This window comes from Micromonospora lupini, assembly GCF_026342015.1.
GTDB lineage: Bacteria > Actinomycetota > Actinomycetes > Mycobacteriales > Micromonosporaceae > Micromonospora > Micromonospora lupini_B.
Genome location: NZ_JAPENL010000003.1, coordinates 658,849 through 682,247, shown reverse-complemented (window position 1 = coordinate 682,247; position 23,399 = coordinate 658,849). Strand labels below are relative to the sequence as shown.

At 71.4% G+C, this 23,399-nt stretch carries 17 protein-coding genes; 9 read left to right on the top strand and 8 right to left on the bottom strand.

The annotated features are described in order from the left end of the window. The first annotated feature begins 42 nt into the window (after window positions 1-42). On the top strand, window positions 43-1,251 hold the full coding sequence (locus OOJ91_RS31105; RefSeq protein ID WP_266250639.1) for an alcohol dehydrogenase catalytic domain-containing protein: 1,209 nt from the start codon (window positions 43-45) through the stop codon (window positions 1,249-1,251). 116 nt (window positions 1,252-1,367) lie between these two features. Beyond that, a complete protein-coding gene (locus OOJ91_RS31100) occupies window positions 1,368-2,282 on the top strand; it encodes a hypothetical protein (RefSeq protein WP_266250637.1) in 915 nt (304 codons plus the stop codon). 157 nt (window positions 2,283-2,439) lie between these two features. Here OOJ91_RS31100 and OOJ91_RS31095 read toward each other — a convergent pair whose 3' ends face one another. The 4 genes from OOJ91_RS31095 to OOJ91_RS31080 all read right to left on the bottom strand — a co-directional run bounded on the left by OOJ91_RS31095 (window position 2,440) and on the right by OOJ91_RS31080 (window position 6,348). Continuing rightward, window positions 2,440-3,162 carry a zf-HC2 domain-containing protein gene (locus tag OOJ91_RS31095; RefSeq protein ID WP_266250635.1) on the bottom strand — a complete coding sequence of 241 codons (723 nt, stop codon included), beginning with the start codon at window positions 3,160-3,162 and terminating at the stop codon, window positions 2,440-2,442. Further along, complete coding sequence (locus OOJ91_RS31090) at window positions 3,159-3,707, bottom strand: sigma-70 family RNA polymerase sigma factor (protein ID WP_266250633.1); 549 nt, start codon at window positions 3,705-3,707, stop codon at window positions 3,159-3,161. The genes OOJ91_RS31095 and OOJ91_RS31090 overlap by 4 nt, the downstream gene beginning before the upstream one ends. A 221-nt stretch (window positions 3,708-3,928) precedes the next feature. Next, a complete protein-coding gene (locus tag OOJ91_RS31085) occupies window positions 3,929-4,501 on the bottom strand; it encodes a type VII secretion system-associated protein (RefSeq protein WP_266250631.1) in 573 nt (190 codons plus the stop codon). Beyond that, window positions 4,498-6,348 (bottom strand): putative T7SS-secreted protein, encoded by a 1,851-nt coding sequence (locus OOJ91_RS31080; RefSeq protein WP_266250629.1) that lies wholly within the window; start codon window positions 6,346-6,348, stop codon window positions 4,498-4,500. The genes OOJ91_RS31085 and OOJ91_RS31080 overlap by 4 nt, the downstream gene beginning before the upstream one ends. Window positions 6,349-6,547: 199 nt before the next feature. Between OOJ91_RS31080 and OOJ91_RS31075 the strand changes: the two genes are divergently transcribed. After that, window positions 6,548-6,853, top strand: a complete 306-nt coding sequence (locus tag OOJ91_RS31075) for a hypothetical protein (protein WP_266250628.1) — start codon at window positions 6,548-6,550, stop codon at window positions 6,851-6,853. After that, entirely contained in the window at window positions 6,850-7,521 is a 672-nt protein-coding gene (locus tag OOJ91_RS31070) for a hypothetical protein (RefSeq protein WP_266250626.1), read from the top strand. The genes OOJ91_RS31075 and OOJ91_RS31070 overlap by 4 nt, the downstream gene beginning before the upstream one ends. A gap of 72 nt (window positions 7,522-7,593) precedes the next feature. On the opposite strand, the gene OOJ91_RS31065 is transcribed toward OOJ91_RS31070, so the two are convergent. Both OOJ91_RS31065 and OOJ91_RS31060 read right to left on the bottom strand, forming a co-directional pair. Further along, window positions 7,594-11,991 carry an FtsK/SpoIIIE domain-containing protein gene (locus OOJ91_RS31065; protein ID WP_266250624.1) on the bottom strand — a complete coding sequence of 1,466 codons (4,398 nt, stop codon included), beginning with the start codon at window positions 11,989-11,991 and terminating at the stop codon, window positions 7,594-7,596. A gap of 86 nt (window positions 11,992-12,077) precedes the next feature. Beyond that, window positions 12,078-12,374, bottom strand: a complete 297-nt coding sequence (locus OOJ91_RS31060; RefSeq protein ID WP_007457407.1) for a WXG100 family type VII secretion target — start codon at window positions 12,372-12,374, stop codon at window positions 12,078-12,080. A gap of 229 nt (window positions 12,375-12,603) precedes the next feature. Between OOJ91_RS31060 and OOJ91_RS31055 the strand changes: the two genes are divergently transcribed. From OOJ91_RS31055 to OOJ91_RS31045, 3 genes are all read left to right on the top strand, one after another. Continuing rightward, the gene (locus OOJ91_RS31055; protein WP_266250620.1) at window positions 12,604-13,284 is read left to right on the top strand and encodes a hypothetical protein; all 681 of its coding nucleotides are present in this window, start codon (window positions 12,604-12,606) and stop codon (window positions 13,282-13,284) included. 16 nt (window positions 13,285-13,300) lie between these two features. Next, on the top strand, window positions 13,301-13,753 hold the full coding sequence (locus tag OOJ91_RS31050; protein ID WP_266250618.1) for a DUF4333 domain-containing protein: 453 nt from the start codon (window positions 13,301-13,303) through the stop codon (window positions 13,751-13,753). 180 nt (window positions 13,754-13,933) lie between these two features. Continuing rightward, window positions 13,934-14,449, top strand: coding sequence for an RNA polymerase sigma factor (locus OOJ91_RS31045; RefSeq protein ID WP_266250616.1), 516 nt, complete (start codon window positions 13,934-13,936; stop codon window positions 14,447-14,449). 17 nt (window positions 14,450-14,466) lie between these two features. Here the strand turns inward: OOJ91_RS31045 and OOJ91_RS31040 are convergent, their stop codons facing one another. Next, on the bottom strand, window positions 14,467-16,530 hold the full coding sequence (locus OOJ91_RS31040; RefSeq protein WP_266251506.1) for an amylo-alpha-1,6-glucosidase: 2,064 nt from the start codon (window positions 16,528-16,530) through the stop codon (window positions 14,467-14,469). 178 nt (window positions 16,531-16,708) lie between these two features. Beyond that, complete coding sequence (locus OOJ91_RS31035) at window positions 16,709-17,971, bottom strand: MFS transporter (protein ID WP_266250614.1); 1,263 nt, start codon at window positions 17,969-17,971, stop codon at window positions 16,709-16,711. Window positions 17,972-18,216: 245 nt separating this feature from the next. Between OOJ91_RS31035 and OOJ91_RS31030 the strand changes: the two genes are divergently transcribed. Beyond that, window positions 18,217-21,201: an AfsR/SARP family transcriptional regulator gene (locus OOJ91_RS31030; protein ID WP_266250612.1), complete on the top strand. Its 2,985-nt coding sequence runs from the start codon at window positions 18,217-18,219 to the stop codon at window positions 21,199-21,201. A 490-nt stretch (window positions 21,202-21,691) separates the two neighbouring features. Next, window positions 21,692-23,023: a cellulose binding domain-containing protein gene (locus tag OOJ91_RS31025; RefSeq protein ID WP_266250610.1), complete on the top strand. Its 1,332-nt coding sequence runs from the start codon at window positions 21,692-21,694 to the stop codon at window positions 23,021-23,023. The last annotated feature ends 376 nt before the right edge of the window (window positions 23,024-23,399 follow it).

Here is a 23,399-nt window from a genome sequence, read left to right as displayed (position 1 = left end):
GGGCCCCCAGCGGCCCGACACCAGTGCGGATGAGGAGTGCGCATGAAGGCTGTCGTCTATCACGGCATCGGCGACATTCGTGTCGACGACGTGCCGGAGCCCCGCATCGAACAGCCGACGGACGCGATCGTGCGGATCACCACGGCGGCGATCTGCGGCACCGACCTGCACTTCGTACGCGGCACGATGTCCGGGATGAAGCCGGGGAAGGTGCTCGGCCATGAGGGCGTCGGGGTGGTCGAGGAGGTGGGCGCGCAGATCCACAGCTTCAAGCCGGGCGACCGTGTGGTGATCTCGGCGGTGCTGGGCTGCGGATCCTGCGGCTACTGCCGCCGGGGCCTCTTCGCGCAGTGCGACAACGCCAACCCGTACGGGCCGCGTTCCGGCACCGCCTCGTTCGGTTCACCCGAGGCGCAGGGCCCGTTCCACGGCTTGCAGGCCGAGTACGCCCGGGTCCCCTTCGCGCACACCAACCTGGTCCGACTCCCGGAGAACGTCACCGAGGCGCAGGCCATCACCCTGTCCGACATCTACCCCACCGGCTACTTCGGCGCGGTGCTCGCCGACGCCAGCGACGGCAAGATCGTCACCGTCTGGGGTTGTGGCCCGGTGGGCCAGTTCGCCGTCCTCTCCGCGTACCAGCGCGGCGCGTCCCGGGTGATCGCGATCGACGGGCACGCGGACCGGCTGGAACACGCCCGTCGGCGGGGGGCAGAGGTGATCAACTTCAACGAGGTCGATCCGGTCGTCGCGATCATGGAGTTGACTGACGGTATCGGGGCCGACTGCGCGATCGACGCCGTCGGAGTGGACGGTGAGAGCCCGAAGTCGGGGCCCGCCGCCGGTCGGGACGACGAGCGCAACGCCCAGGACCAGCGCACGATCTCCCCGAATCTCGACAGCCAGGGCCAGGATGGACACTGGAAGCCGGGTGACGCGCCGAGCCAGGCACAGACCTGGGCGGCCGAGAGCCTCGCGAAGGTGGGCACGCTCGGGATCGTCGGGGTCTATCCGCCGACCGACAGGTTCTTCCCGATCGGCACCACCATGGCCCGCAACCTGACTGTCCGCGCCGGCAACGGCAACCACCCCAGGTACATCCCGAAGCTGCTGGACATGGTCGCGTCCGGTCAGGTCCGTCCGGAGGACGTCGTGACCGAGCACGAGCCGCTCACGGACGCGATCGGGGCGTACCGCGAATTCGACATGCGCAGCCCCGGCTGGCTGAAGGTCGCTCTCCAGGCCACCTGAGCCCGTGTGCGACGACGGCGGCGACACCGGGCCTGAACCGATCGCGGACCTGCTCCGTGTGAGTGGCGAACGGCTTCCGGACCTCCTGGAAGCCGGGTGATCGCTGGAGAAACCCGATGATGCGCAACCACGTGACTCCCCTCATCGCCGTGCTGGCCGTCGGCGCGACCCTTACGGCGTGCGGCTCGAACCAGGTGCCGCCAGGTCCGGCTCGGGCCGCTGACCTGAGCGGCAGCCCGGCCGCGTCGCCGACGGGCGGGGCCGGCGTCGCCCTCCTGCCCGGCACCGCGAAGTCCAACAACGCGGCGGCCGGCACCGGCGACTGGGCGACGCCAAACGGCGGGGTCGCCACCGCGGAGACGCGCGAATCCGCAGAGCGGTGGGTCCAGGTGACGGCGGGCAAGGCGGGCAAGCTCGACCCGGTCGTGGTCAACGGCGCCGGGCTGACCCTTTACCGCTTCGACAAGGACAGCAACAAGCCGCCGGTCTCGAACTGTGACGGCGACTGCGCCGCCACCTGGCCGCCGGTCACCGTCGCTCCCGCCGGCAAGGTCTTCGTCGCGGGAGTCAAGGCCGCGGACGTCGGCACGATCCCGCGCCCGGACGGCAGCCGGCAGGTCACCATCGGCGGCTGGCCGGTCTACCGGTTCGCCAAGGACACCAAGCCGGGTGACACGAACGGTCAGGGTGTCGGCACCACCTGGTTCGGCGTGACCCCGGCCGGCGGGAAGGCCGGCGCGTCCGGTGGCGAGCAGCCCGCGTCGGACGCCTCGCCGGCGCCGCCGGCCACGAGCGCGGTCTTGTTCGACGACCCCAACTTCGGTGACGGCGCCGGCTCGCAGGGCGTCGCCGGCGCCGGCTGCCGCAACCTGAGCCGGCCGGGCGTCTCCTCCTCCGTGGCGGCACCCGGCTCGCTGAAGCTCTGGGCCGGCCCGGACTGCACCGGCCGCTCGAAAGTGATCAACGGGGATGTCGCCGACCTGGGGACTGTCGGCTTCGACAACGCGGTCGTCTCGGTGCGCCTGGGCTGACCCCGGACGGTACGAACCTCGCGCCGGCTCGGCCACTGGCTGAGCCGGCGCTCGGCTGTCCGCTCGCCGCCCAGCCGAACGAGAACGCGGCCCGGGGGCCGCGTTCGTCGGCGTTCGGCTGTCCCGCTCGCCGGTCGGGCCGGCGTCGCGGGCCTCCCTAGAGCTTCGCGCTGACGTACGCCACGCCGTCGGTGGTCTCCACCCGGACACTGTCGATCTCGGCCACGTCGAGCAGGGCGCTGCCGTCGAGGGTGACGCCCTCGGCGGCCCCCCGCTCCGACACCTCCCAGCCGCCCGCCAGCACCGTGCCGCCGTCCCTGCCGACGACGAGGAGGCGGCAGCGACGGCCCTGCGGGATGCCGGAGACCGTGGCGCGGACGCGTACCCAGCCGGTGGCCGGCTGCACGGCCACGGCCAGGCGGGCACCGGTGACCGGGTCGGAGGCGCTCGCGGAACGGGCCGGACGGTCGGCCGCGACGCTCGGGGACGCCGGCTCGGGCTGCGCGGTCGCGTCCTTAGCGGGGTCGTTCGCGGGACCGAGGACGACACCGCCGAGGACGGCGGAGGCGACCACCGCCGCCGCCACGCCTGTCAGCGCGTGTCGGCGGCGTCGCTGGTCGGCGGCCTCGCCGCGGATCTGTCGCAGGGTGCGCTGCCACAGGAGATCGCCGTCTTCCGGCGGGCCGTCGAGCAGCATCACGTCGGGTACGTTCTCGATCGCGTCCGCCCACGTCCGCAGCGACTCGACCTCGGCCCGGCACTTGGCACAACCCGCGAGGTGCTCCTCGGCTCGGCGGGTTGCCTCCGGGTCGAGTGCCCCCAGCAGGTAGCCGCCGATGTCGAGCTGGTCGGCGTGCGGCGATGAGCTGTCGGATGTCATGAGGCAGGCCGTTCCACCCCGGCGGGACGCTCGGCGAGATCGCGGAGTGCCCGGAGTGCGTAGTAGGAGCGTGACTTCACGGTGCCAGGTGGGATTCCGAGTGCCTGGGCGGCTTCCGCGACTGTACTCCCGCGCTGGTACACCTGCTCAAGCACCTGACGGTGTTCCGAGGACAGGCGACTGAGCGCGTCCGTCACCACGATCGAGTTCACCACCTGGTCGGCGTGGTCACGTTCGACAGCCGTCTCGGTCGGGCTCTCCGGCACCTCGGGTGGCCGCGCGTTCCGGGCGCGTACGGTGTCGGTCACGATGTTGCGGACGACTGTCAACAGCCAGCCGCGCACCGAGCCCTTTCCGTTGACCAGGCTGTCGGGGTGACGCCACGCGCGCACCAGCGCCTCCTGGACGACGTCCTCCGCAGCCGCGCGGTCGCGGGTCAACTGTGTCGCGTAAGCGAGCATCGCGCGTCCGTGCTCCTCGAATATGGACCGGACCAGTGCCTCGCCCGCCACCTCGCGCCGACGAACAGGTCCCGATCCCGCCATAACTACCACCCTTTGCTGACCCTTGCGTCGCCGGCGTTGTCGCCGACTGCCCACGGGTTCTCAGGATGCACGCGCCGTTCTCCGCGCTTGTTGATCTACAGAGGATTTGTCTGTTGACCCACGTCGAGGCCGAATCGAGACGTTGACGGCTGCCACTGCGCGCTCTACGGCCGGTCGCCGCTGGGCTCGGACGACACGTCCGAGCCCAGCGCAGGGCAGCGCTACCGGGTCGACGGCCACGCTTCGCCGCCCTGCGGGTCGCCCTCGACGACGACCTCCCGCAGCGCGTCGGCGAACAGGCGCATGGCACGGTCACCGCCCGGATTCAGCAGCACGTCGACGCCGTCCGGAAGCAGCGTCAGCAACTCGTCCAGGTCGACCTGCCGCCAGCCGGCCGCATCCACCCGGGCCTGGTCCGCAGCGCCGCTGGTGACGAGCACACAGGGGGCGTCGTCGGGCGCCGCCGCCACGATGACGTCACCCGCGCTGTCCAGCGCGACGTCCACAAGGCTGTCCCGCAGCGCCAGCAGCACCGCGTCGACACCCGCGCGACCGGTGGCGACAAGCCTCGCCGTGGCGTCCACCGGACTCGTGGGCGCCTCCGGATCCTCCGGCCGATACAGGGGGTTGGGCGTGAACCGGCCGACGGCGCCGTCCGGCTCCACCAGCCAGCCACCGACGATGGCCTCCACCGGTGGCACCTGCGCCGCGTCCTCGTCGGCGGGCTCGGTCCACCCCGCGTCCGTCAACAGCATCCAGTTCCGCTGGCGTACGCCCTCGTCCTGCTCGCTCATGAACTCGCCCCCTCGGTGCTCGGAATGATGCGCTTGAACTTGCCGCCGTTCTCCACCGCCAACGTCGCGATGTCTCGGCCCGCGTCGGTCAACAGCCCGTCCACGTCCACGCCCTCGGTGGTCACCACCGTCTCGTTCGCCGCGAAGATCCGTCGCTGGCTACCGAGGTCGCGCATGGCGTTGGCGAAGTCCTGCCCCCCGGTGCCCGCGGTGTTGCCGAAGTTGCAGGAGATCAGGGCGATCGACTTCCCGGGATCCGAGGCGGAGTTGGAGGCCCGGAAGATCTCGTTGTGATGCACGACCTTCGCGAACTGCCCGCCCGGAACGTGCAGCACCGTGCCGTTCTTCAGCCGCACCGCGGCGCCGTCCGGGTTGCCGTGCGCGATGACCAGGGTCGGGTCGCTCTTGAGCCGCGCCCAGGGCGCGAGTTGGAACTCGTTGCCCGCGAAGCCGGGCTCCGTCCCGGGCAGGCGTCGGATCGCCTTGGTCCCGGGTTCGGCGATCGTCCCGCCGATGTTCCGGCCGAAGGCGAGGTTGGCGTCGGTCCGGGCCCAACTGGTGAAGCTCTCGTTGTCGGTGGCCCTGCTCGGGAAGAGCACACCGATCTGCCTGCCGTTGTTGTCCACAAGCGGGGTGGATTCGACGTCCGAGGCGTGGAACGTCTTCAGGTGGCCCTTGCTGTTCTGGCCGAGGATGACTGTCGGATCGTTCGCCTGCTTCTTCCGGGCGTTCTTGAGATCCCGGGCGAACCGCATGTCGAACAGCTTCTGGTCGACCCTGTTGAACACGCCCTTGATGGTCTTGCCGATGCCGACCTCGGTGACCTTCGCGTCGATCCCCCGCCCGACCGGGGCGTTGCCAACGACGTCCGCCACGCCCCGGCCTCCGGCACCTCCGGCGACCTCCTTGGTGCTGTTCTTGATGCCTGTCGCGACACTGCCCGGCAGGACCTTGCCCAGCTTGCTGGCGATCTTGATGACCCGGCTGACGAGTCGACCACCGGGGACCAGGCCGAGCGCCAGCCCGCCGGCGGCGAGCGCGATCTCGGCCGGGTCACCGCCGAGCGCGGCCGAGGCGAGGTCGATGGCGCCGGACAGGAAGCCGATCGCCGAACCCAGGGGCGGGAAGATGAAGGACGCGACCACCGAGAGGACATCGAGGATCGTGGTGATCCACTCGATCACCGTGCTTCGCAGGAAGTCGACGAACGCCTGGAACGCCTCGGCGATCTTGTCCCAGAGGGATCGTTGTGGCGCATCCTTCGCCAACTGGCGCAGCGACTCCGCGGCGGTCCGCGCGGCCTGGTCGCGCAGGGCGGTCGCCTGGCCGAGCAACGCCTTCGCCCCGTCCAACGCCTGTTGGGCGTCGGACGCCCGGCTCCGGGCGGCGTCGGCGTCGTCGGTGACCTGGTCCTTCGCGTCCGGGGTGGTCGCGGTGTCGGCGCTCAGCGCGACGAGAGCGGACACCGCGGAGGCGACCGCCGCCTGGGCGGCGCTCTGGTCCCCGGCCGCCTGCCGCGCCTGGTCGAGGGCGCGCAGCGACATCGTCTGCGCCTCCTCCAACGACGGCAGATAGCGGACGTACGCGTCGGCCGCCGCGGCGTAGGAGTTCGCCATCCCGTCCAGTCGGCCCGGCAGCTTGCCGATCAGATCCCGGAAGGCGTCCATCGCCCTGCCCTGGCCGACGTCGATCTGACTTCCGGACGCGAGCAGGTCGTGCGCCTCCTGGGTGGTTCTGGCCAGCTCCTGGTATGCCCTTGTGATCTCCTCGAAGGACTCGGGATCACCCGGCACGGGATCTGAGTCGAGCTGCAACACGGACCACTCGGCGTCGCCCGGACGCGTCATGACGAACCTCCCCATCGCATCGTCAGGCCGGCGCCCGAGCCATCCGCCGGGAGCCGACTCGCACACGTAGCTCGCCGGAGATCGGTTCACCCGCTGAACCGCACCGGCCGCCGATCCGTGTACGGCGAAGGTGCCGTGACGGTGTGGAGGGTGCGGAGATGAGCGAACGGAATGGCAGGCCGGCGGGGGAGTGGGCGCGATGAGCGTGATCCACGTTCCCGGCGCGGAGCTGGAGCGCGTACACGAGTTGCTGCGGCGCACGAAGGAGCTGATGGACGGCACGGCGGTCCGGTCGATGGGCTCGGTTGTCGACACGCTCGGGCAGCGCAATCTGGAGGATGCCGCCCACCAGTTCGAGAAGCGCTGGGGCGACGGCCGGCACGTCGTGGCCAAGGACCTCGAAGGGGTACGCGACGCCGCGAAGGCCGTCGCCGACGCCTTCCGGGAGACCGACACGCAGACGGTGAACGCGTTGACGGCGCCGGCCGAGGGGGCGGCGCCGTGAGCGCGACGGACACGCATGCTCCCGCTCCGACCCCGACCGGTTTCGAGCTGCGTACGCCGCAGGCGTGGGTCGACTTCTCGACTGCCGACGAGGCCAGTGAGAACCGGCTGGGCGACGAGGCACGGGGGCACGCCCTGGCCGGCGGCTTCACCGCGGATCAGGCGGGCCGGTACGCCGAGCAGGTGCGCCGGTCGGTACGCCAGGCCCGGCGCTCCGGCGCGGTCCACGCGGCGGGCGTCTTCCAGCTGTACGAGGACGGCCCGCTGACCGCGACGGTGCTGGTCGCGGTGGCGGCGCCGCCGGCCAACGGCGACATCCTCGGCGCGCTGACGGCGGTGGGGCAGCCCGCCCGGGCCGACGGGACCTGGCGGCGGGTGACCACGGCGGAGATCCCCGGGATCGGCACTGTGGGCCGGGTGTACGGCATCCAGAACGTCGCCCAGGACGGCGCGACGATGCGGTGCGCGGTGATGCACACGGTCGTGCCGATGCCCGGCTCGGCGGACGTCGTGGTGGTCACCGGTTCGAGCCCGAACCTCGCGGAGGCCGAGGAGATCTTCGAACTCTTCGGCACGATCACCGAGACGCTGACGTTCACCTGGGACGACGATCGTCCGGCGCTGACCGCCCGGCCGGAATCCACGGGGGAGACCGCCGACGACGCGTGATCCCGCGAGACAGGTCAGGGGGACACCGCGATCCGGTGTCCCCCTGACCGTTTCCGCTACGGCTCGCCTACCTCACCCCTCCGCCGCCGCAGCCTGGGGCTCGGCCCCACCGGGCGTCACCAACGCCCGCAGCGCTGCCGGATCGGTCCGGGGCACCTGCACCAGGCGGACGGTGCCGTCGCCCAGGTGCAGCAACGCCCGGCCCAGGCGTCCCACGCCGAGCTGGCCGCGCGTCAGTTTTGCGCCGATGAGCTCTCCGTCGCCGAGGCCCTGGGGACTGAGCAACGCGCCCTGCCGGTTGCGTCGGGCGTCGACGTGCCAGCCGCCGAAACCGCCGGACAGGCCGTCGATGGTGCCGGCCATGATGAGTCCGAGGCCCCGTTCCGTGCCGGCCCGCGCGATCTCCCCGAGGTCGCTTCCCGCATCGCACTTGAGCAGCAGCTCGGCGTCGTCCAGCACGACGACTGCCGGTCCGTTCCTGCCCGCGAGCGCCGTCGTCAGTCCGGCGGAGGTGAGGTTCTCGCTCGCGACGAGGTCGAGCACCCCCGGCAGACCGGCCAGCTCGCGCAGGGGTGATCTGCGGGGCGCCGCCACGACCACGGGCGTCCCCCTGCGCAGCAGGTCCGCGACCATCGTCAGCAGCGCGGTGCTCCGACCCGAGCGCGGCGGCCCGGCCAGCACCAGGCTCGGAATGATCGTCAGATCCGGCCCGAGTGCGGTCAGTTCGTCGCCGCCGACGCCCAGCATCGTCCACAGTGGCTCGACGGGTCGGGCGAGCGCCTCGGTGTCCGCCAGGGTCAGCTCATCCGGCAGCACGTCGATCCGGAACGGGCGACTGGAGGCCGCGAGGTCCGCGTCGCGCTGCCGGGCCGCCTCGGCGATCTCGACGAGTACGCGCGCCTGACCCTGACCGGACACGTCGTCGCCGAGCAGCGCGATCTGCGCCTCGGCGCCGTCGGAGGCCCGGATCGCGCGGCCCGCCTCGATCTCGTCCGGCAGTTGCCGGTGGTTGATGCCGACCATGCTGTAGTCACCGCGTTCGGTCAGCCGCAGCACCAGCTTGTCGTCGGTGGTCGACGAGATCCGGCTGGAGAACATCGCCCGGTCACCCGCGAGCACCACGTGGATGCCCGCCCCGGCGCCCTCGCGCAGCAGCGTCAGCAGACCGGCCATGATCGTGCCGTTGTCGTAGTCGGCGAAGGTCTTGTCGAAGACCTCGAACCGGTCCAGCAACAGCAGGAGGTGGGGCGGTCGCTCACCCGCGGCCACACCGGCCCGGTACTCCACCATGCTCGCCGAGCCACTGGCGGCGAGAAGTTGCTGCCGCCGGCCCAGCTCCGCGACGAGGCGGGCGAACAGCCGGCCGAGCCGTTCCGCCTCGGTGCGCTGCACCACGGCACCGCAGTGCGGCAGGCCACCGAGGGCGAGCAACGCGCCGTTGCCGCAGTCCACCCCGTAGAGGTGGACGTCCGCCGTCGAGTGGACGCGGGCGAGCGCCCCGCCGATGGTCCGCAGCGTCTGCGATCGCCCGCTACGCGAGGAGCCGATGATGTGCAGGTGCCCGAGCGTCCCGAGGTCCAGCGCCAACGGCACCTGGTCCTGCTGGGCAGGAAGATCCACAAGCCCGTACGCCACCGCCGGGAGGTGGTAGCCGCTGGCGCGGGCCGGCGGCAGCGCGTCCACGGACAGCTTCGCCGGCAGCGCGGGCAGCCAGGGGCTGTGCTGCGCAGGGATGGCGAGCCGTTCACTGGCGTCGCGGATCGCCGCCACGAGCACCGCGAGGTCGGTCAGTTCGGCCGACGGCTCGGCCTCTCCGCTGCGACGGCGCGGCGCCGGGCGGCCGAGATCCGGCCAGGAGAGCGGCGCCAGCCACGGTGCGGGCCGGGCGGTGGTGCGCGCGCCGGGGCGGAACCCGCCGACCCGTCCCGCCTGGAACGGCACCAGCGACGACTGGGCGAGACGGACGAAGGCCCGGCCCGGCGTCGACTTCGAGATCGAGGCCGCGTCCGGGGCGTTCAACACGTCCTGGCTCTCGCTGCTGTCGGTGACCCGCAGGGCGATGCGCAGGTTGGTGTTGGCCCGGATCTCCGGCGAGACCACGCCGCCCGGCCGCTGGGTCGCGAGCACCAGGTGGATGCCGAGCGACCGGCCCCGCTGCGCGATGTTGACCAGACCGGTCACGAAGTCGGGCAGATCACGCACCATCGACGCGAACTCGTCGATCACGATGAGCAGCCGCGGCATCGGGACACGGGACGGCTCACGGCGCAGCAACTCGACGTAGTCGTCGATGTCCTTCGCCCCGGCCTCGGCGAGGATGTGCTCGCGTCGCCGCAGCTCCGCCGAGAGGGACGTCAGCGCCCGGCTCACCAGGTGGGTGTCCAGGTCGGTGACCATGCCGACCGTGTGCGGCAGGAGGACGCAGTCCTTGAAGGCGCTACCGCCCTTGTAGTCGACAAGCACGAACGTCATCGCGTCCGGCCGGTTGGCCACGGCGAGCGAGGCGACCAGAGTCTGCAGCAGCTCCGACTTGCCGGAGCCGGTGGTGCCGGCGACGAGGCCGTGCGGCCCGTCCCGCTTCAGGTCGAGGGCGAACGGCCCGTCCAGCGACACCCCCAGCACGGCCTCGGTGGTCCGACCTCCGGACGTCCACCGGGCGGTCACCGCGTCCGGCTCCGGCGGCTCCATTCCGAGTACGTCGAGCAGCCGGCTCGCGCCCGGGAGGGCGCTCTCCTCGTCGGCGCCACCGATGTCCCGCAACGGAGCGAGCGCCCGCGCCACCCGGCTCAGCCACTCCGGCGAGACGACGTCCGGGTGGATGTCGTCGATCGGGGCGGCGAGGGTCTGGGTCACCAGCAGCGATCCGTCGGGCTGCTGGGCGATGACCGCCTGGCACTCCTCGGGCAGCAGCCGCTCCTCGGCGTCCACGCAGATGGCGTACACGCCGACCGACGGTCCCTCCCGCAGGATCTGCGTGACACCGGGCAGGGATCGCAGCTTCCGTGCCCCGTCGAGCACCACGAGGATGTCGCGAAACGCCCCGTCGGCCCGCTCGCCGGAGCGGGCCGAGATGATCGTCACCAGCTCGCCGACCCGGCGGGCCAGTGTCTGGGTGTCGGTGCCGACGGTGGCGAGGGTGTCCTGGCCGTCGCGGGGGCGCAGGTGGGGCAGCCAGCGGGCCCAGGCCCAGCCCTGCTCGTCGTCGGCGCCGCAGAGCAGGTAGATCTGCAGGTCCTCAGGGCTGTGCAGGGCGCTGGCCTGGGTCGTCATCCAGCGGGCCGTCGTCCGCGCGATGACGCCACCGGCCACCCCCACGACGCCGTGCTTGCGTACCGGCACGGTCGCCGGCACGTCGAGGGCGCTCCACCGGACCTCGCGCCGGTTCTCTTCCTGGCTCAGGTCCCGCAGCACCACCTCGGACGGCAGGTCCGCGCTGCCGACCCGCAGTTCGAGGAAGTCGGGGTCGGTGCGGCGTCGCTCCCAGAGCCGCCGTTGCGGCCCGACTGCGATCAGCGCCATCGCCGCCGGATCGGGGAAGTTGTCCCGGCGGGCCAGTCGTTCGGTGGTCAGCGCCTCCTGCGCCTCGCCGCTGATGCGCGCCTTCTTCTTCTCGTACTCGGCGAGCCGCGAGCGGTACGTGGCCCGGCCCTGCCGGCGGGCGCCGATCTGGCCCGCGATCAGCACCAGCGGCGACAGAATGGCGAACAGCAGCGTGAGTGGGTTGCGGGTGATGACGAACGCGGCACCGGAGAGCACGACAGGCGCCAGCACGGTGATCAACGTGAGCGGTCGCCGCTCCGGCGGCGCAGGCGGCCCGGGAAGGGTGAACTGGGTGGTCCGCGCCGCGGGCAGCAGCCGTGGCGGTCGGTTGTAGTCGAGGCCTGTGCGGTCCTCCGAGATCTGGAGCGCGGCCTCCTCCCGGACCGGGCGACGTAGCTCCAGCAGGGACGAACCCGCGGCGAGTTGCGCGCCGGGCGACCAGACCCGCTCGTCGTCGACCTCCACCCGGTCGAGCAGCAACCCGGGCTCGACCGGGTGCAGCAAGCACTCGCCGTCCTCGTCCACCCGGAGCCGCGCGAGCGCGGGAGCGAGCGGGTCGTCGTTGAGGCGTACGTGGTCGTCGTCGGCGACGCCGATGGCGTGCTCGCCCACGTCGAGCGGGAACAGGCTGCCGGCGCCCAGGCCGCTGACGACCCGGATCTCCAGTGGGCCCGGCGGCCGTGGGGGCGACACGGGTGCCGGGCGGTCCAGTTCGAGCACGCTGCCCTGCCACAGCGGCGCGTCGGCGAGGGTGAGCCCGGGATCCAGCGGAGCGCCGGCGACGAAGAGCGTCGGCGGTCGGCCGCCGGGTTCCGGGCGTCGCTCCGCCAGCACCTCGGCGAGCTCGGCGACTGTGGAGTCGAGGGCGGCCTCGACCTGGTAGTCGGTGGCGGGGGTGGACTGGTCCGTCACGGTGAGCAACAGGCGCACGGGTATCTCCTGGTCGGATGATCCGTCGGGAACACGGCTGGGGCCGCGTGGTGAGTGCGCACCACGCGGCCCCGACCATTCGTTCGTCAGCGGCTGAGGCTGGCGGCGGTCTGCGTGTCGGTCTCGGAGAAGGCGTCACTGACCTGCGTGAGGTACTGGCTGATGCCCTCCATGCCGTGCAGGGTCTGGTCGACGCTGCCCTTGTACTCCTCGAAGTACGGCCCGAACTGCTGCTGCGCGCCCGGGGTGTTGTAGCCACCCTGGATCAGAGTGTCGATCTTGCTCTTGGCCTGGGTCATCCCGTCCAGCAGCGTCTGCATGTTCTGCTGCAGCCAGCTCGCCGACTCCTGGATGTCCTCGCTGACGATGTGGTACGTGGCCATGTCGCCCTTCCTTCCCCTGGTCGGTGGCCCGGCGAGCCGTTCCCCTCGTGGACCGTCTTGCGCCGATGCCGCCACCCACACGGATGCGCGCGCCATCCGGTTCAGGGCGCGGTGGATTCGGTCGCGGGCCCGCTGCGGTGGCGGCGGTGAACCGTTTCGCTGGGTCGTCCGTGTGGGTGCCGGACCTGTGCAGCAGCCCGGTCCGCACCGAGCACGAGGTGGAGCGAACATGGTGGAGAGAGCGCGGATCGCGATAGCGGCGATCGGCCTGGTGGCGTTGGCGGCGTGCGGGGACACCACGGGCGCGGGCGCCACCGCGACAGCACCGTCCCCGGGGCCCACGCCGGCGACATCGGCCTCCGCGAGCAGCGACCCGACCCCGCAGGTGATCGAGGTCAGCCCCGTTCCGGCGCCGACGGTGGCGAAGACGCAACGGCGGGTCCAGATCTTCAGCGGGCCGCCCGACGTTCCCGTTCCGAGTGCTCCGGACCGCGGCCGCGGTGTCTCGGTGGTGCAGTTGCGGGCCACGAACCAGGCCGACATCGGGACGTACGTCGCGGACGGCCGGGGCATGACGCTCTACCGGTTCGACAAGGACTCGGCGAAGCCGTCGAAGGCGACCTGCGCGGGCGACTGCGCCAAGACCTGGCCCCCGGTGCTCATCTCGTCGCCCGGCCAGATCTACCCGGACGGCGTCGACCCGCAACTCGTCGGGTACCTCGAGCGGCCCGACGGCACCTGCCAGGTGACCATCGGGGGCTGGCCGGTCTACCGGTTCGCCAAGGACACCGCGCCCGGCGACATCCGGGGCCAGGGAGTCGGTGGTACCTGGTTCGCGGTCACCCCGACAGGTGACCGCACCAAGCCGCTACCCGAGGTGGTCACCGTGCCGACCCCCACCACCCGCTGAGCCGAAGGAGCCGACGATGAACCCAGACGGCACGCCCGACAGTTCCGCGCTCGTCGGCGCCGGCGGGGCGGCCCTGCTGGTGCCCCGCTGGACGCCGGCGCCTCCGCCACAGTGGGGGCCGGCCACGGCCGGGTCGACGGCGAGCCGATGGCGGCGTCCCTCCCGGAAACTCGTGGTCGCCATCGCGGTCCCGGTCGTCCTCCTGATCACCGCGGGGACGGTCCTGGCCGTGACCCGGCCCGACCTCCCGCAACGGAAGGTCCTCGACACCACAGTCCTGCAACGGCAGGTGCTCACAGTGCTTCGGGACGACTACCGGCTCGCTGCGGACACCGTTGCCTGTCCCGTCGACCAGCCCGTCATCGACGGACACCGGTTCACCTGCACGGCCGAGGTCGACGGGACGACTGTCACGACCTGGGTGACGGTCCGGGCGAGCGGGCAACTCGACATCGCACGCCCGAGGTAGTCCGCCGGGGGACTCCGCGTACGCCCGGGGCCTGGCGCGTGCCGGTAAGAGTTCGTCACGAGGCTGGTAAGTGGCGGGCCGTAGCGTCAGGACTCGGGCCGATCGCCAGTGCCGATCCCGAACGGTGTCGGTGGCGGGGCCACTCGCCCACCCCCTCTCGCGGAGGACCAGGCACCAGCAATGACGACCGCCGACCACACCTGTGCGGCGACCGGTAGGCGTCCCGCACTTGACCAGTTGATGTCCGAGCACGCCGGACCGCTGCTCACCTTCGTCCGGACGCTCGTGACGGATCACCACCTCGCCGAGGACATCGTGCAGGAGACCTTCATCCAGGCGTGGCAGAGCGGCAACCGCCTGCCCTTCGGCACGATTGCGATTCGTGACTGGTTGATGACGGCGGCGCGTGGCCTGGCCGTCACGTCACTGCGGGAGGTCGCCGTCGGGCGGGAGACGACCGAGCCGGAGGTCGACGTCGCCCAGCCGGATCACGCGGACGCCGCCGTCGCCACGGCCGAGGCGATCACGCTGCTGCGGCGGCTGCCCGACGAGCATCGGGCCGTGCTCCTGCACACCTACCTGGCGGGACGGACGACGTACCAGACGGCGCGGGTGCTCGGGGTCCCGGTCCGTACCGTCCGGTCCCGGCACCACGACGCGCTGTCCACCCTGCGGACGAGCGGCGCAAGACCCTGACCCGTGCCGTCCGCGGCTCAGGCCGAGGAGCGCAGGCGCGAGCCGGAGGCGTCGAGGGTTCGCCGGGCGCCGTGCACGGTGACGCCGGTGAGCCGGATGCTCCCCAACGACTCGGGGAGGTGCGGATCGGTGCGGAGATCGCCGCCTCGGACGTCGAGGCCGAGCATCGCCCGCAGCAGCAACAGCGGGGCGCCGCTGGCCCAGGCCTGGGGATTGCAGGCGGTGGGGTACGGCACGGGCCGGCGTCCGAGCGAGCGGTCGTACCCGGAGAACGCCTCGGGCAGCCGGTAGTCGAAGTGGGCTGCCGCTTCGAGCATCGCCATCGCGATGCGGTTGGCCGCGTCCCGGTGGCCGTACCGGGCGAGCCCGGCGGCGATTATCGAATTGTCGTGCGGCCACACGGTGCCGAGGTGGTAGCCGATGGGGTTGTACCCGACGTCCTCGGTGGACAGCGTCCGGACACCCCAGCCGGAGAACATGGCGTCGGACATCAACTGCCGCGCCACCACCGCCGCACGCTCCGGCGGGACGATTCCGCTCCACAACAGGTGGCCCATGTTCGAGGTCATCGAATCGATGGGTCGTTTGTGGGCGTCGAGGCCGATCGCGTAGTAACCGCCGCGCGTCGGCAGCCAGTAGTCACTGTTGAACCGCTCGCGCAGATCGGCGGCTTCGCCACGCAGGCGTCGGGCCAACGCGGCGTCGGCCCACGGCCCGTCGGCGAGTTCCGCGGCGCGGAGCTTGGCGTCGTAGGTGTAGCCCTGGATCTCGCAGGTGGCGACCGGCAGGTCGGGGAGCGTGCTGTCGGCGAACTGCACACCGTCCGGTGAGTCGCGCCAACACTGGCTGCGCATGCCGCCCGGGGAGCGCGTGGCGTACTCGACGTAACCGTCGCCGTCGCGGTCCCCGAATTCGTCGATCCACCGGAGAGCGGCCTCGGCGTTGGGCCGCAACTGCCGCACCAACGCGTCGTCGCCCGTCCACCGCCAGTACTCCGAGAGCAGGATGAGCCACAGCTGGGTGGTGTCGGCCGAGCCGAAGCAGGGACCGTACGGCACGACGCCGAGCTGAGTCAGCTCACCGGAGCGGAACTCGTGCAGGATCTTCCCAGGCTCCTCGTCGCTGAAGTCGTCCACGGCGTCGCCCTGGTGCGCGGCGAGCGTCACCAGCGCACCCCGCGCCACGTCCGGTCCACAGCTGATGCTCTGGTAGGCGGTGACGAGCGTGTCCCGCCCGAACACGGTCAGGAACCAGGGCATGCCGGCGGCCAGCAGGACGACCTTCTGGCCGTTGATCTCCTTGACGATGTGCATCGACATCAGGTCGGTGGCGGACTTGTGATAGACGTTGCGCAACAGTTCCGAATCCGCGCTGAGGTCCGGCTTGTTCGCCGCCCACCGCGACGTCACGTCGTCGCCGCCGGTGTCGTGTGCCTCGCCGAAGGTGCGGCTGGCCGGTTGGTAGTCCGCACCCTGACAGTTCAGCAGCACGCGCAGCTCGCAGCCCCAGGTGTCACCTCGCCCCAGGTGCACGTCCCAGATGAGCCCGTCGCCCTCGACCTGGTCGGCAGGCGGGTTGGCCTCGACCGTCGTGCCGGCCGACCAGTGCGAGTTCTGGTAGGAGAAGCGCAGGGCCGAGCCGTCCGACAGGTGGGTTCGCCGGATGTCTGCAAGCCTGCTCCGCCCCGCCTTCTTGATCTCGAAGAGGTCGGCGAAGTCCACACCGACGTCCAACCGCAGGCGTACGCGGACGGGTTCGGTGCCGAAGTACTGCACGGCGATCCGCTCGTACATGCCGTCTCCGACGAACCGCTCCCGGCGCACGCCGATACTGTTCGCCCGCAGGCCCCGCACCTCCGGATTGGCGAGGAAGAACGCCGCGGAGTAGGCGTCGACAGTGCCGGAGCTGAGCACGAGCGGGGCAAGCCCGTCGAGAGTCAACTGCCAACGGCTGAGATAGCGGGTGTCGTCGTGCACCAAGCCGGCGATGGAATCCGCCGGAACATCACCGACCGAATTGGACAACATGAAGGTCCGGCTCTCGAATATGCCGATGGAGTCCGAACCCAGTTCCGGGGGCATGTCGCGGTTGGCGCCGCCGTGAGCCTGATTCTGCTGTTGCGTCGGCCGAGAATTCATGGCACCCGCACCTCCCCCGTTTGGCAGGGGCGGCCCCGCCGTGCACGCTCGCAGTCTAGGACTCGAAAAGACGACCTCGCTGCGATATCGAAGGCTGTGCCGGCGGCGACGCGGGCACCGATCAGGCCGGTGCGTGTGCGGGCGTGACACCTGCCTTCTTCCGGCCCACGGTGGTGAGGAAGAGAACCAGGCCCGCGGTGGTGAGAACGAATCCCGCCCACACCGTGGAGAGGGTTCCCCAGCCGGCGCCGAGGGCGACGGCGCCGCCGATCGCGCCGAGCGAATTGGCGAGGTTGAGGGCGGCCAGGTTGAGGGCGCCCATGAGGGTGGGCGCCTCGGGCGCGAATTCGGTCAGTCGTACCTGAATGGTGGGAATGGCGAACATCATTGTCGCTCCGACGCCGAACAGCGCGGGCAGGAGGATCAGGATGTCGGCGCCGAAAAGGCCGATGGCCACCAGCAGCACCAGGACGTAGCCGAAGCCGTAGATCAGCGGGCGGTTGCCGTGGCGATCGGCGGCCCGGCCGCCGAAGGAGTTGCCGAACGCCATGCCGAGCCCGAAGACGGCGAGGGCGACGGGGATGAGCGACGGGCTCTCCCGCGCCGCGTCGGTGACGAACGGCCCGATGAAGGTGTAGACGGCGAAGATGCTGGAGATGCCGAGCGCCGCGACCGCGACCATGAGCCAGACGTCGAGTCGTCGGAGCGCGCCGAGCTCGTGTGCGACGGAGCCGCCGTGCAGGTCGTCGGTGCGGGGCAGCCACGCCAAAAGCGCCGCGCCGGCCAGCAGGCCCAGACCGATCACCGTCCAGTAGGTGGCACGCCACCCGGCGTGCTGTCCGACGAGGGTGCCGAGCGGTGACCCGAGGATGGTGGCCACGGTCAGGCCGCCCATCACCGTCGCGAAGGCCCGCCCACCCTTGCCGGGGCCGTAGACGTAGGCGGCCACGACCGCTCCGGCGCCGAAATAGGCGCCCTGCACGCTTCCGGTGATGAAGCGGAAGACGACGAGGGTCGCGATGTTCGGGGCCAGGGCCGAGAGGACGTTGCCGACCAGGAAGAGCGCGATCAGGCCCAGCAGGAGGGTACGGCGGTTGGCCCGGGCCGCGAGGAGCGTGATCGCCGGCGAACCGATCATGACCCCGAACGCGTACGCGCTGATCGCGTAGGTGGCGACCGGGATGGACGTCCCCAGGTCCGCGGCGAAGAGTTGGATGATCCCGTTGCTGCCGAACTCGCCGGTACCGATGGCGAACGTGCCCAGGGCCAGTGCGAACAGCGTCGGCCCTTTCCGGCTGCCCGGCCCTGCGGCGGCCGGCGGAGATTCGTACGCCGTGGTGGGGTGAGCCGGGCCGGGCCGGACGGTGCGTTCTGACGCGGTCATGGTGCCTTGCCTGTCCTCGTTGCGGGAGACCTTCCGCCCACATCCTGACGACGGGCAGTTGACAACTTCTGACTCCTGTTGCTGGAGCGAAAGGGAGGGCGAGCGCCGGAACGGACAACGGGTACCGGTTTCCACAGCCGAACCGGCGCCGTTTCCTCTCGTGTCCGTTTCACTCTGACCGTGGGCTTGTTTTCTCGAACCGGTCGTAGACTTGTCAGCTCGTCGAGATGTTCACGATCCGTCAAGTGAAACAGGAGATCGCATTGTCGAAATCGGCCGGTGTCCGTCGCGCCGACGACGGAGCACTGCCGGTCAGCGGCAGCGTGCACTTCCAGATCCTCGGTCCCCTGCGGTTCTGGCGCGACGGTGTGGAGGTGAACCCCGGCCCCCGGCAGCAGTGCTCCCTGCTGGCCCTGCTCCTGGCGCGAGCGGGACGACCGATAAGTGTGAGCAACCTGATCGGGCTCCTCTGGGGCGAGGACGCGCCCGCAAGCGCCACAAACGTCATCCACAAGTACGTCGGCACCCTGCGGCGGCTGATGGAACCCTCACTCCCACTGCGGGCGACTGGCTCGTACCTGCGGCGGCACGGTGACGGTTACCTGTTCGCGCCGGGCCCGGGCACGCTTGACCTGGTCACCTTCCGTGAGCTGACCGCCGCCGCCCGGGCGAGTCTCGCCGTTCGCGACCGCGATGAGGCGCTCGACAGTTACGTCGAGGCGCTGGAGCTGTGGCGCGGGCCGGCGGGTGATTCGTACGCCTCCGGGACGTCCGCAACGCCGATCTTCGCCGCGCTGGACCGTGAGTTCCTCGCCGCGTGCGTCTCCGCAGCCGAAGTCGCGGTGTCGCTCAGCCGTCCGGCGGTGGTCCTGCACCATCTGCGACTGGCCGCCTCGATGGCGCCGTTGAACGAACCCGTGCAGGCGAGTCTCATCGCCACCCTGGGCGCGGCCGGCCATCAGGCGGAGGCGCTGGAGACGTTCCGGACGGTGCGCTCCCGCCTCGCCGACGACCTGGGCATCGATCCCGGCAGTGCGCTGGAGGCCGCGCACCGGCGGGTGCTGACCCAGACGACGCCGACGGTTACCGGAAACGGCGGGGGCGGCGGCGGGCCGCGGCCGAGCGCGCGTCCGTCGCCGGTGCCGCTGGTACGACCGGCGCAGCTGCCACCCGACCTGCCCGCGTTCGTCGGCCGCACCGCTGAGCTGGCGACTCTCGCCGGTCTACGGGGTGCCCTGGCCGACGCGGAACGGACCGGCCCGCTGATCGTCGCGCTCGACGGCATGGGCGGGGTGGGGAAGTCCAGCCTGGCCGCGCACTTCGCCCACCTGGTCGCGCCGGAGTTCACCGACGGCCAGCTCTACCTCGACCTGCGGGGAGACCAGGCCGAGACCGACGGCGTGTCCGCCACCGACGCGCTGGGTTCCCTGCTGTCGTCGCAGGGCTTCCACATGGCAAGCGTTCCGGAGACGCTCGCCGCGCGCGTCGGCATCTACCGGAGCCTCACCGCCGGCAGGCGCATCCTGGTGCTCCTCGACAACGCGCGGGACTCCGCGCAGGTGCGCGCGTTGCTGCCGAACTCCCCGGCGTGCCTGGTTCTCGTGACGAGCCGTAAGCCGCTCGTCGAGCTTGCCGCGCTCGACGGCGCCCATCTGTTGCATCTCGACCCTCCGGACATGCCGAGCGCCCGGGAGCTGGTCCTGCGCCGTCTTCAGCACGCGCCGAACCGGTCCGTGGGGGCCGGTGCGTCGTCGGACGACGTTCTCGACGAGATCATCGAGTTGTGCGGCCGCCTACCGCTGGCGTTGGCGATCCTGGCGGGACGGCTGAGTGCTCGTCCGCGACTCGCTCTGGCGGACGTCGCCGCCGAACTCCGTGACGGCACACGCCGGCTCGCCGCGTTCGCCAGCAGCCACGGCGTGGGCGACCCCCGCGCCGCGTTCGCCTGGTCGTATCGTCAGCTCAGCCCGGAGGCTGCCCGCCTCTTCCGGCTGTCCTCCGCCGCCATGGCGCCCGGCATCTCGGCCGAGGCCCTCGCCAGCATGTCCGGGACGTCGCCGCGGTTCGCGCGGGCGATGCTGCGGGAGCTCGCCGACGCGGCGATGCTCGACGAGGACGACAGGGGTCGGTTCACGTCGCACGTCCTGATCAAGGCGTACGCGCAGGAGCTGTTCCTGGCCGAGGAGCCGGATCGGGACGCGGCGGTCCGCCGGCTGTTGCAGCACTATCTGCAGAGCAGCCACCACGCCGCGACCGTGTTGGCGCCGATGAGCCCGACGGCCGTGCCGGCCCCCGCGCCCGACGGCGTGGTTGCCGAGCGGCCCCGTACGTACGACGAGGCGATGCGCTGGTTCGATGATCACCGGGAGGTCCTGCCCGAGGCGGTGCGGCGCGCGGCTGAGGGCGCCTTCGGCGTCGCGCCGTGGCAACTGGCCCTCACCGTCGAGCCGTGGTTGCAGCTCACCGGGCGGTTCCACGACTGGCAGGACATGATGCGTGTGGCGCTGAGGTCCGCCCGGGACACGGGGGACGAGGTCGGCGCGGCACACGCCATGCGGGGCCTCGCGGACTGCTGCTACCACTTCGCCACCTACGACGAGGCGATCGACCTGCTGTCGCGTGCGCGGAAGACCTTCGCGGAGCACGGCATGATCCCCGAGCTGGGCACCGTCCACGCAGCCCTGCAACGGGTCCACAGCCAGCTCGGTCGGCACGAGCGTGCCCTTGAGGAGTACGAGAGAGCGCTGTCCCTGTACCGTGCCGTCGGCATGGAGCACGGCGAGATCCGGGCGGCCGTGACCCGGGGGCGGTCACTCGTCCGGTTGGGCGCCCTCGACGAGGCCATGTCGTGCCTCACGGAGGCGCTCGCTCGCAGCGAGAAGTCCGAACGGAGGACGGACGAGCCCGCCGTCCGCATCGTGATCGCCGAGTGCCTCGCTGCGCTGGGCCGCCAGCGCCAGGCGCGGGATCAGCTTGAGCTGGCGGTCGACGCGGCCGTCGAGTCGCAGAGCCGGATCGGCGTCTTCGAGGCGTCGGCCCTGCTCTGCGCGGCGTTCCTGGACCTTGATGACGTGCCTGCCGCCTGCCGGGCGTGGCGGCACGCGTGTGACGCCATGCACGCCATGCAGAACGGAGGGACCCGGGCCATGCGGGACGAGGTCTGCGACCTGGGGGACAGGCTGACCCAGGTCACCGAGTTCGCGCCGCGGTCGCGGGACAGGCAGAGGTGAGCCTCGTTCCCGGTGGCGTTCGCCCTGGTCGCGTGCCGCAAGGCAAGCGGACTCCGGTCGGCGGGCCCGCGGCCTGACCGGCGCGCTCGGTGCCGGGTCGGTCCGTCCGCTGTGGCCCGTTCCGCGGCACTCGGCCGGTTGAGCGTGATATCGATAACATGCTATCTTTCGGCGCGGGAGCGAAGGGCACGCTCCCCGTCACCTCAGTCAATCGGCGCAGGCACGCCGAGGGCTCGTCCCTCCCGCCGCCTCGCCGGTCGGTGATCAGTCCGGGCCGCTCCGCCACTGCCAGGCGACCGCAGGCGGTCGTCGGACGACCCTGGTCCGGCTGCATGCCCCGCTCTCCCTGCCCCGTCACGGACAACCCGGCAGCGACGGTACGGCCCGTATGCCACCCGCGTACGGCGCGCCGGCCCGCATGTCGGCGCGAACCGACTCGTTGACGTCGAGGTGCCTGTCGTATCGACGATCAACGGCAAGGAGTCGAGCAATGGTTGAACGGAGACAATTCCTCTCGTACCTCGCGGCCGCGGCGGTTCTCGTCGCGGCGACAGGCGGTGCGCTGCGCGTCGGTTTCGGCGCCGAGGCGGCGGCCGCCACCAACGGCACCCTCGCGGCGACGGCGGGCTGCGGCAAGGCGCCCACCCTCACCAGCGGCACGCGCACGATTTCCAGCAGCGGCCAGAATCGCACCTACATCCTCCAGATCCCGGGCGGTTACGACAGGAACCGGCCGTACCGACTGGTCTTCGGCTTCCACTGGCTGAACGGCTCGGCCAACAACGTCGCCTCGGCCGGCTACTACGGGCTGGCCCCGCTGTCGAACAACAGCACGATCTTCGTCGCGCCCCAGGGCATCGACGCCGGTTGGGCCAACACGAACGGTCGGGACCTGACCCTGTTCGACGACATCTCCCGGCAGGTCGAGAACGACCTCTGCGTCGACACGACCCAGCGTTTCGCCCTGGGCTGGAGCTACGGCGGGGCCATGAGCTACGCGGTGGCCTGCGCCCGACCGACAGTCATCCGCGCGGTCACCGTGCTCTCCGGCGCCAACCTCAGCGGTTGCAACGGCGGTACCCAGCCCGTGGCGTACTTCGGCATCCACGGCATCTACGACAGCGTGCTGAACATCTCCCAGGGCCGGGCGCTGCGCGACACGTTCGTCAGGAACAACGGCTGCACCGCGCAGAGCCCGCGCGAGCCCAGCCGGGGCAGCCTCACCCACATCACCACCACCTACTCCGGCTGCCGCTCGGATTACCCCGTGCAGTGGGCCGCGTTCGACGGCGACCACACCCCGAGCCCGGTCGACGGGTCGTCCAGCCCCAACGACTCCAGGACGTGGACCTCGGCGGAGATCTGGCGATTCTTCACCCAGTTCCAGTCCACCACGCCTCCGACGACGGCCCCACCCACGACGGCCCCACCCACGACGGCCCCGCCGACGACGGCCCCACCGACCACGGCGCCGCCCACGACCGCCCCGCCCACGACGCCGCCGCCGACAGGTGAGCCGGGCAGCTGCGTCGCCACCTACCGGGCGGTCAACAGCTGGCCGGGCGGCTTCCAGGGTGAGGTCACCGTCGCCAACAACACCGCCACCACGATCAGCGGTTGGACCGTACGTCTGACCCTGGGCAGCGGCCAGGCCATCAGCAGCCTCTGGAGTGGCACCAACACGGGCACCACAGGCAACGTCACCGTCCGCAACGCCGCGTACAACGGCACGCTGGGGCCGAACGCCTCGACCACCTTCGGGTTCACCGCCACCGGCAACGGTGACACCCCACCCGGCAACCTCACCTGCACGAGTCCCTGACCATCGGAGCCCGGGTCCGGAGCCACCAGCTCCGGGCCCCGGCTCGGGATTCCGCACCGCGGTGACCGCCACGGCGGCCTGCAGCGCCCGCACCGGGAGGCCGTACGCCGGGTGACCCGGTCTTCCGCGCCGCGCCTGCCCGACGTCGGGCGTCGGTGCCCGAGGGGTCACCACCAGGTCATGTGCGGGCGTCGATGTTAGCGTCGACCATTTCCGATCGCCGGGTGGGCGTTCTCCGGGTCGATGATCGTGTACGGCGTGGTGACTGGGCATGACCGGTGTCGATCCGTCGCGTCGTGCTCGGGCGCGAGCAGACGGCCCCATGTGCCGACGATGTTACGACTTGACGAACAGCATGTTATCGCTCACAGTCGAT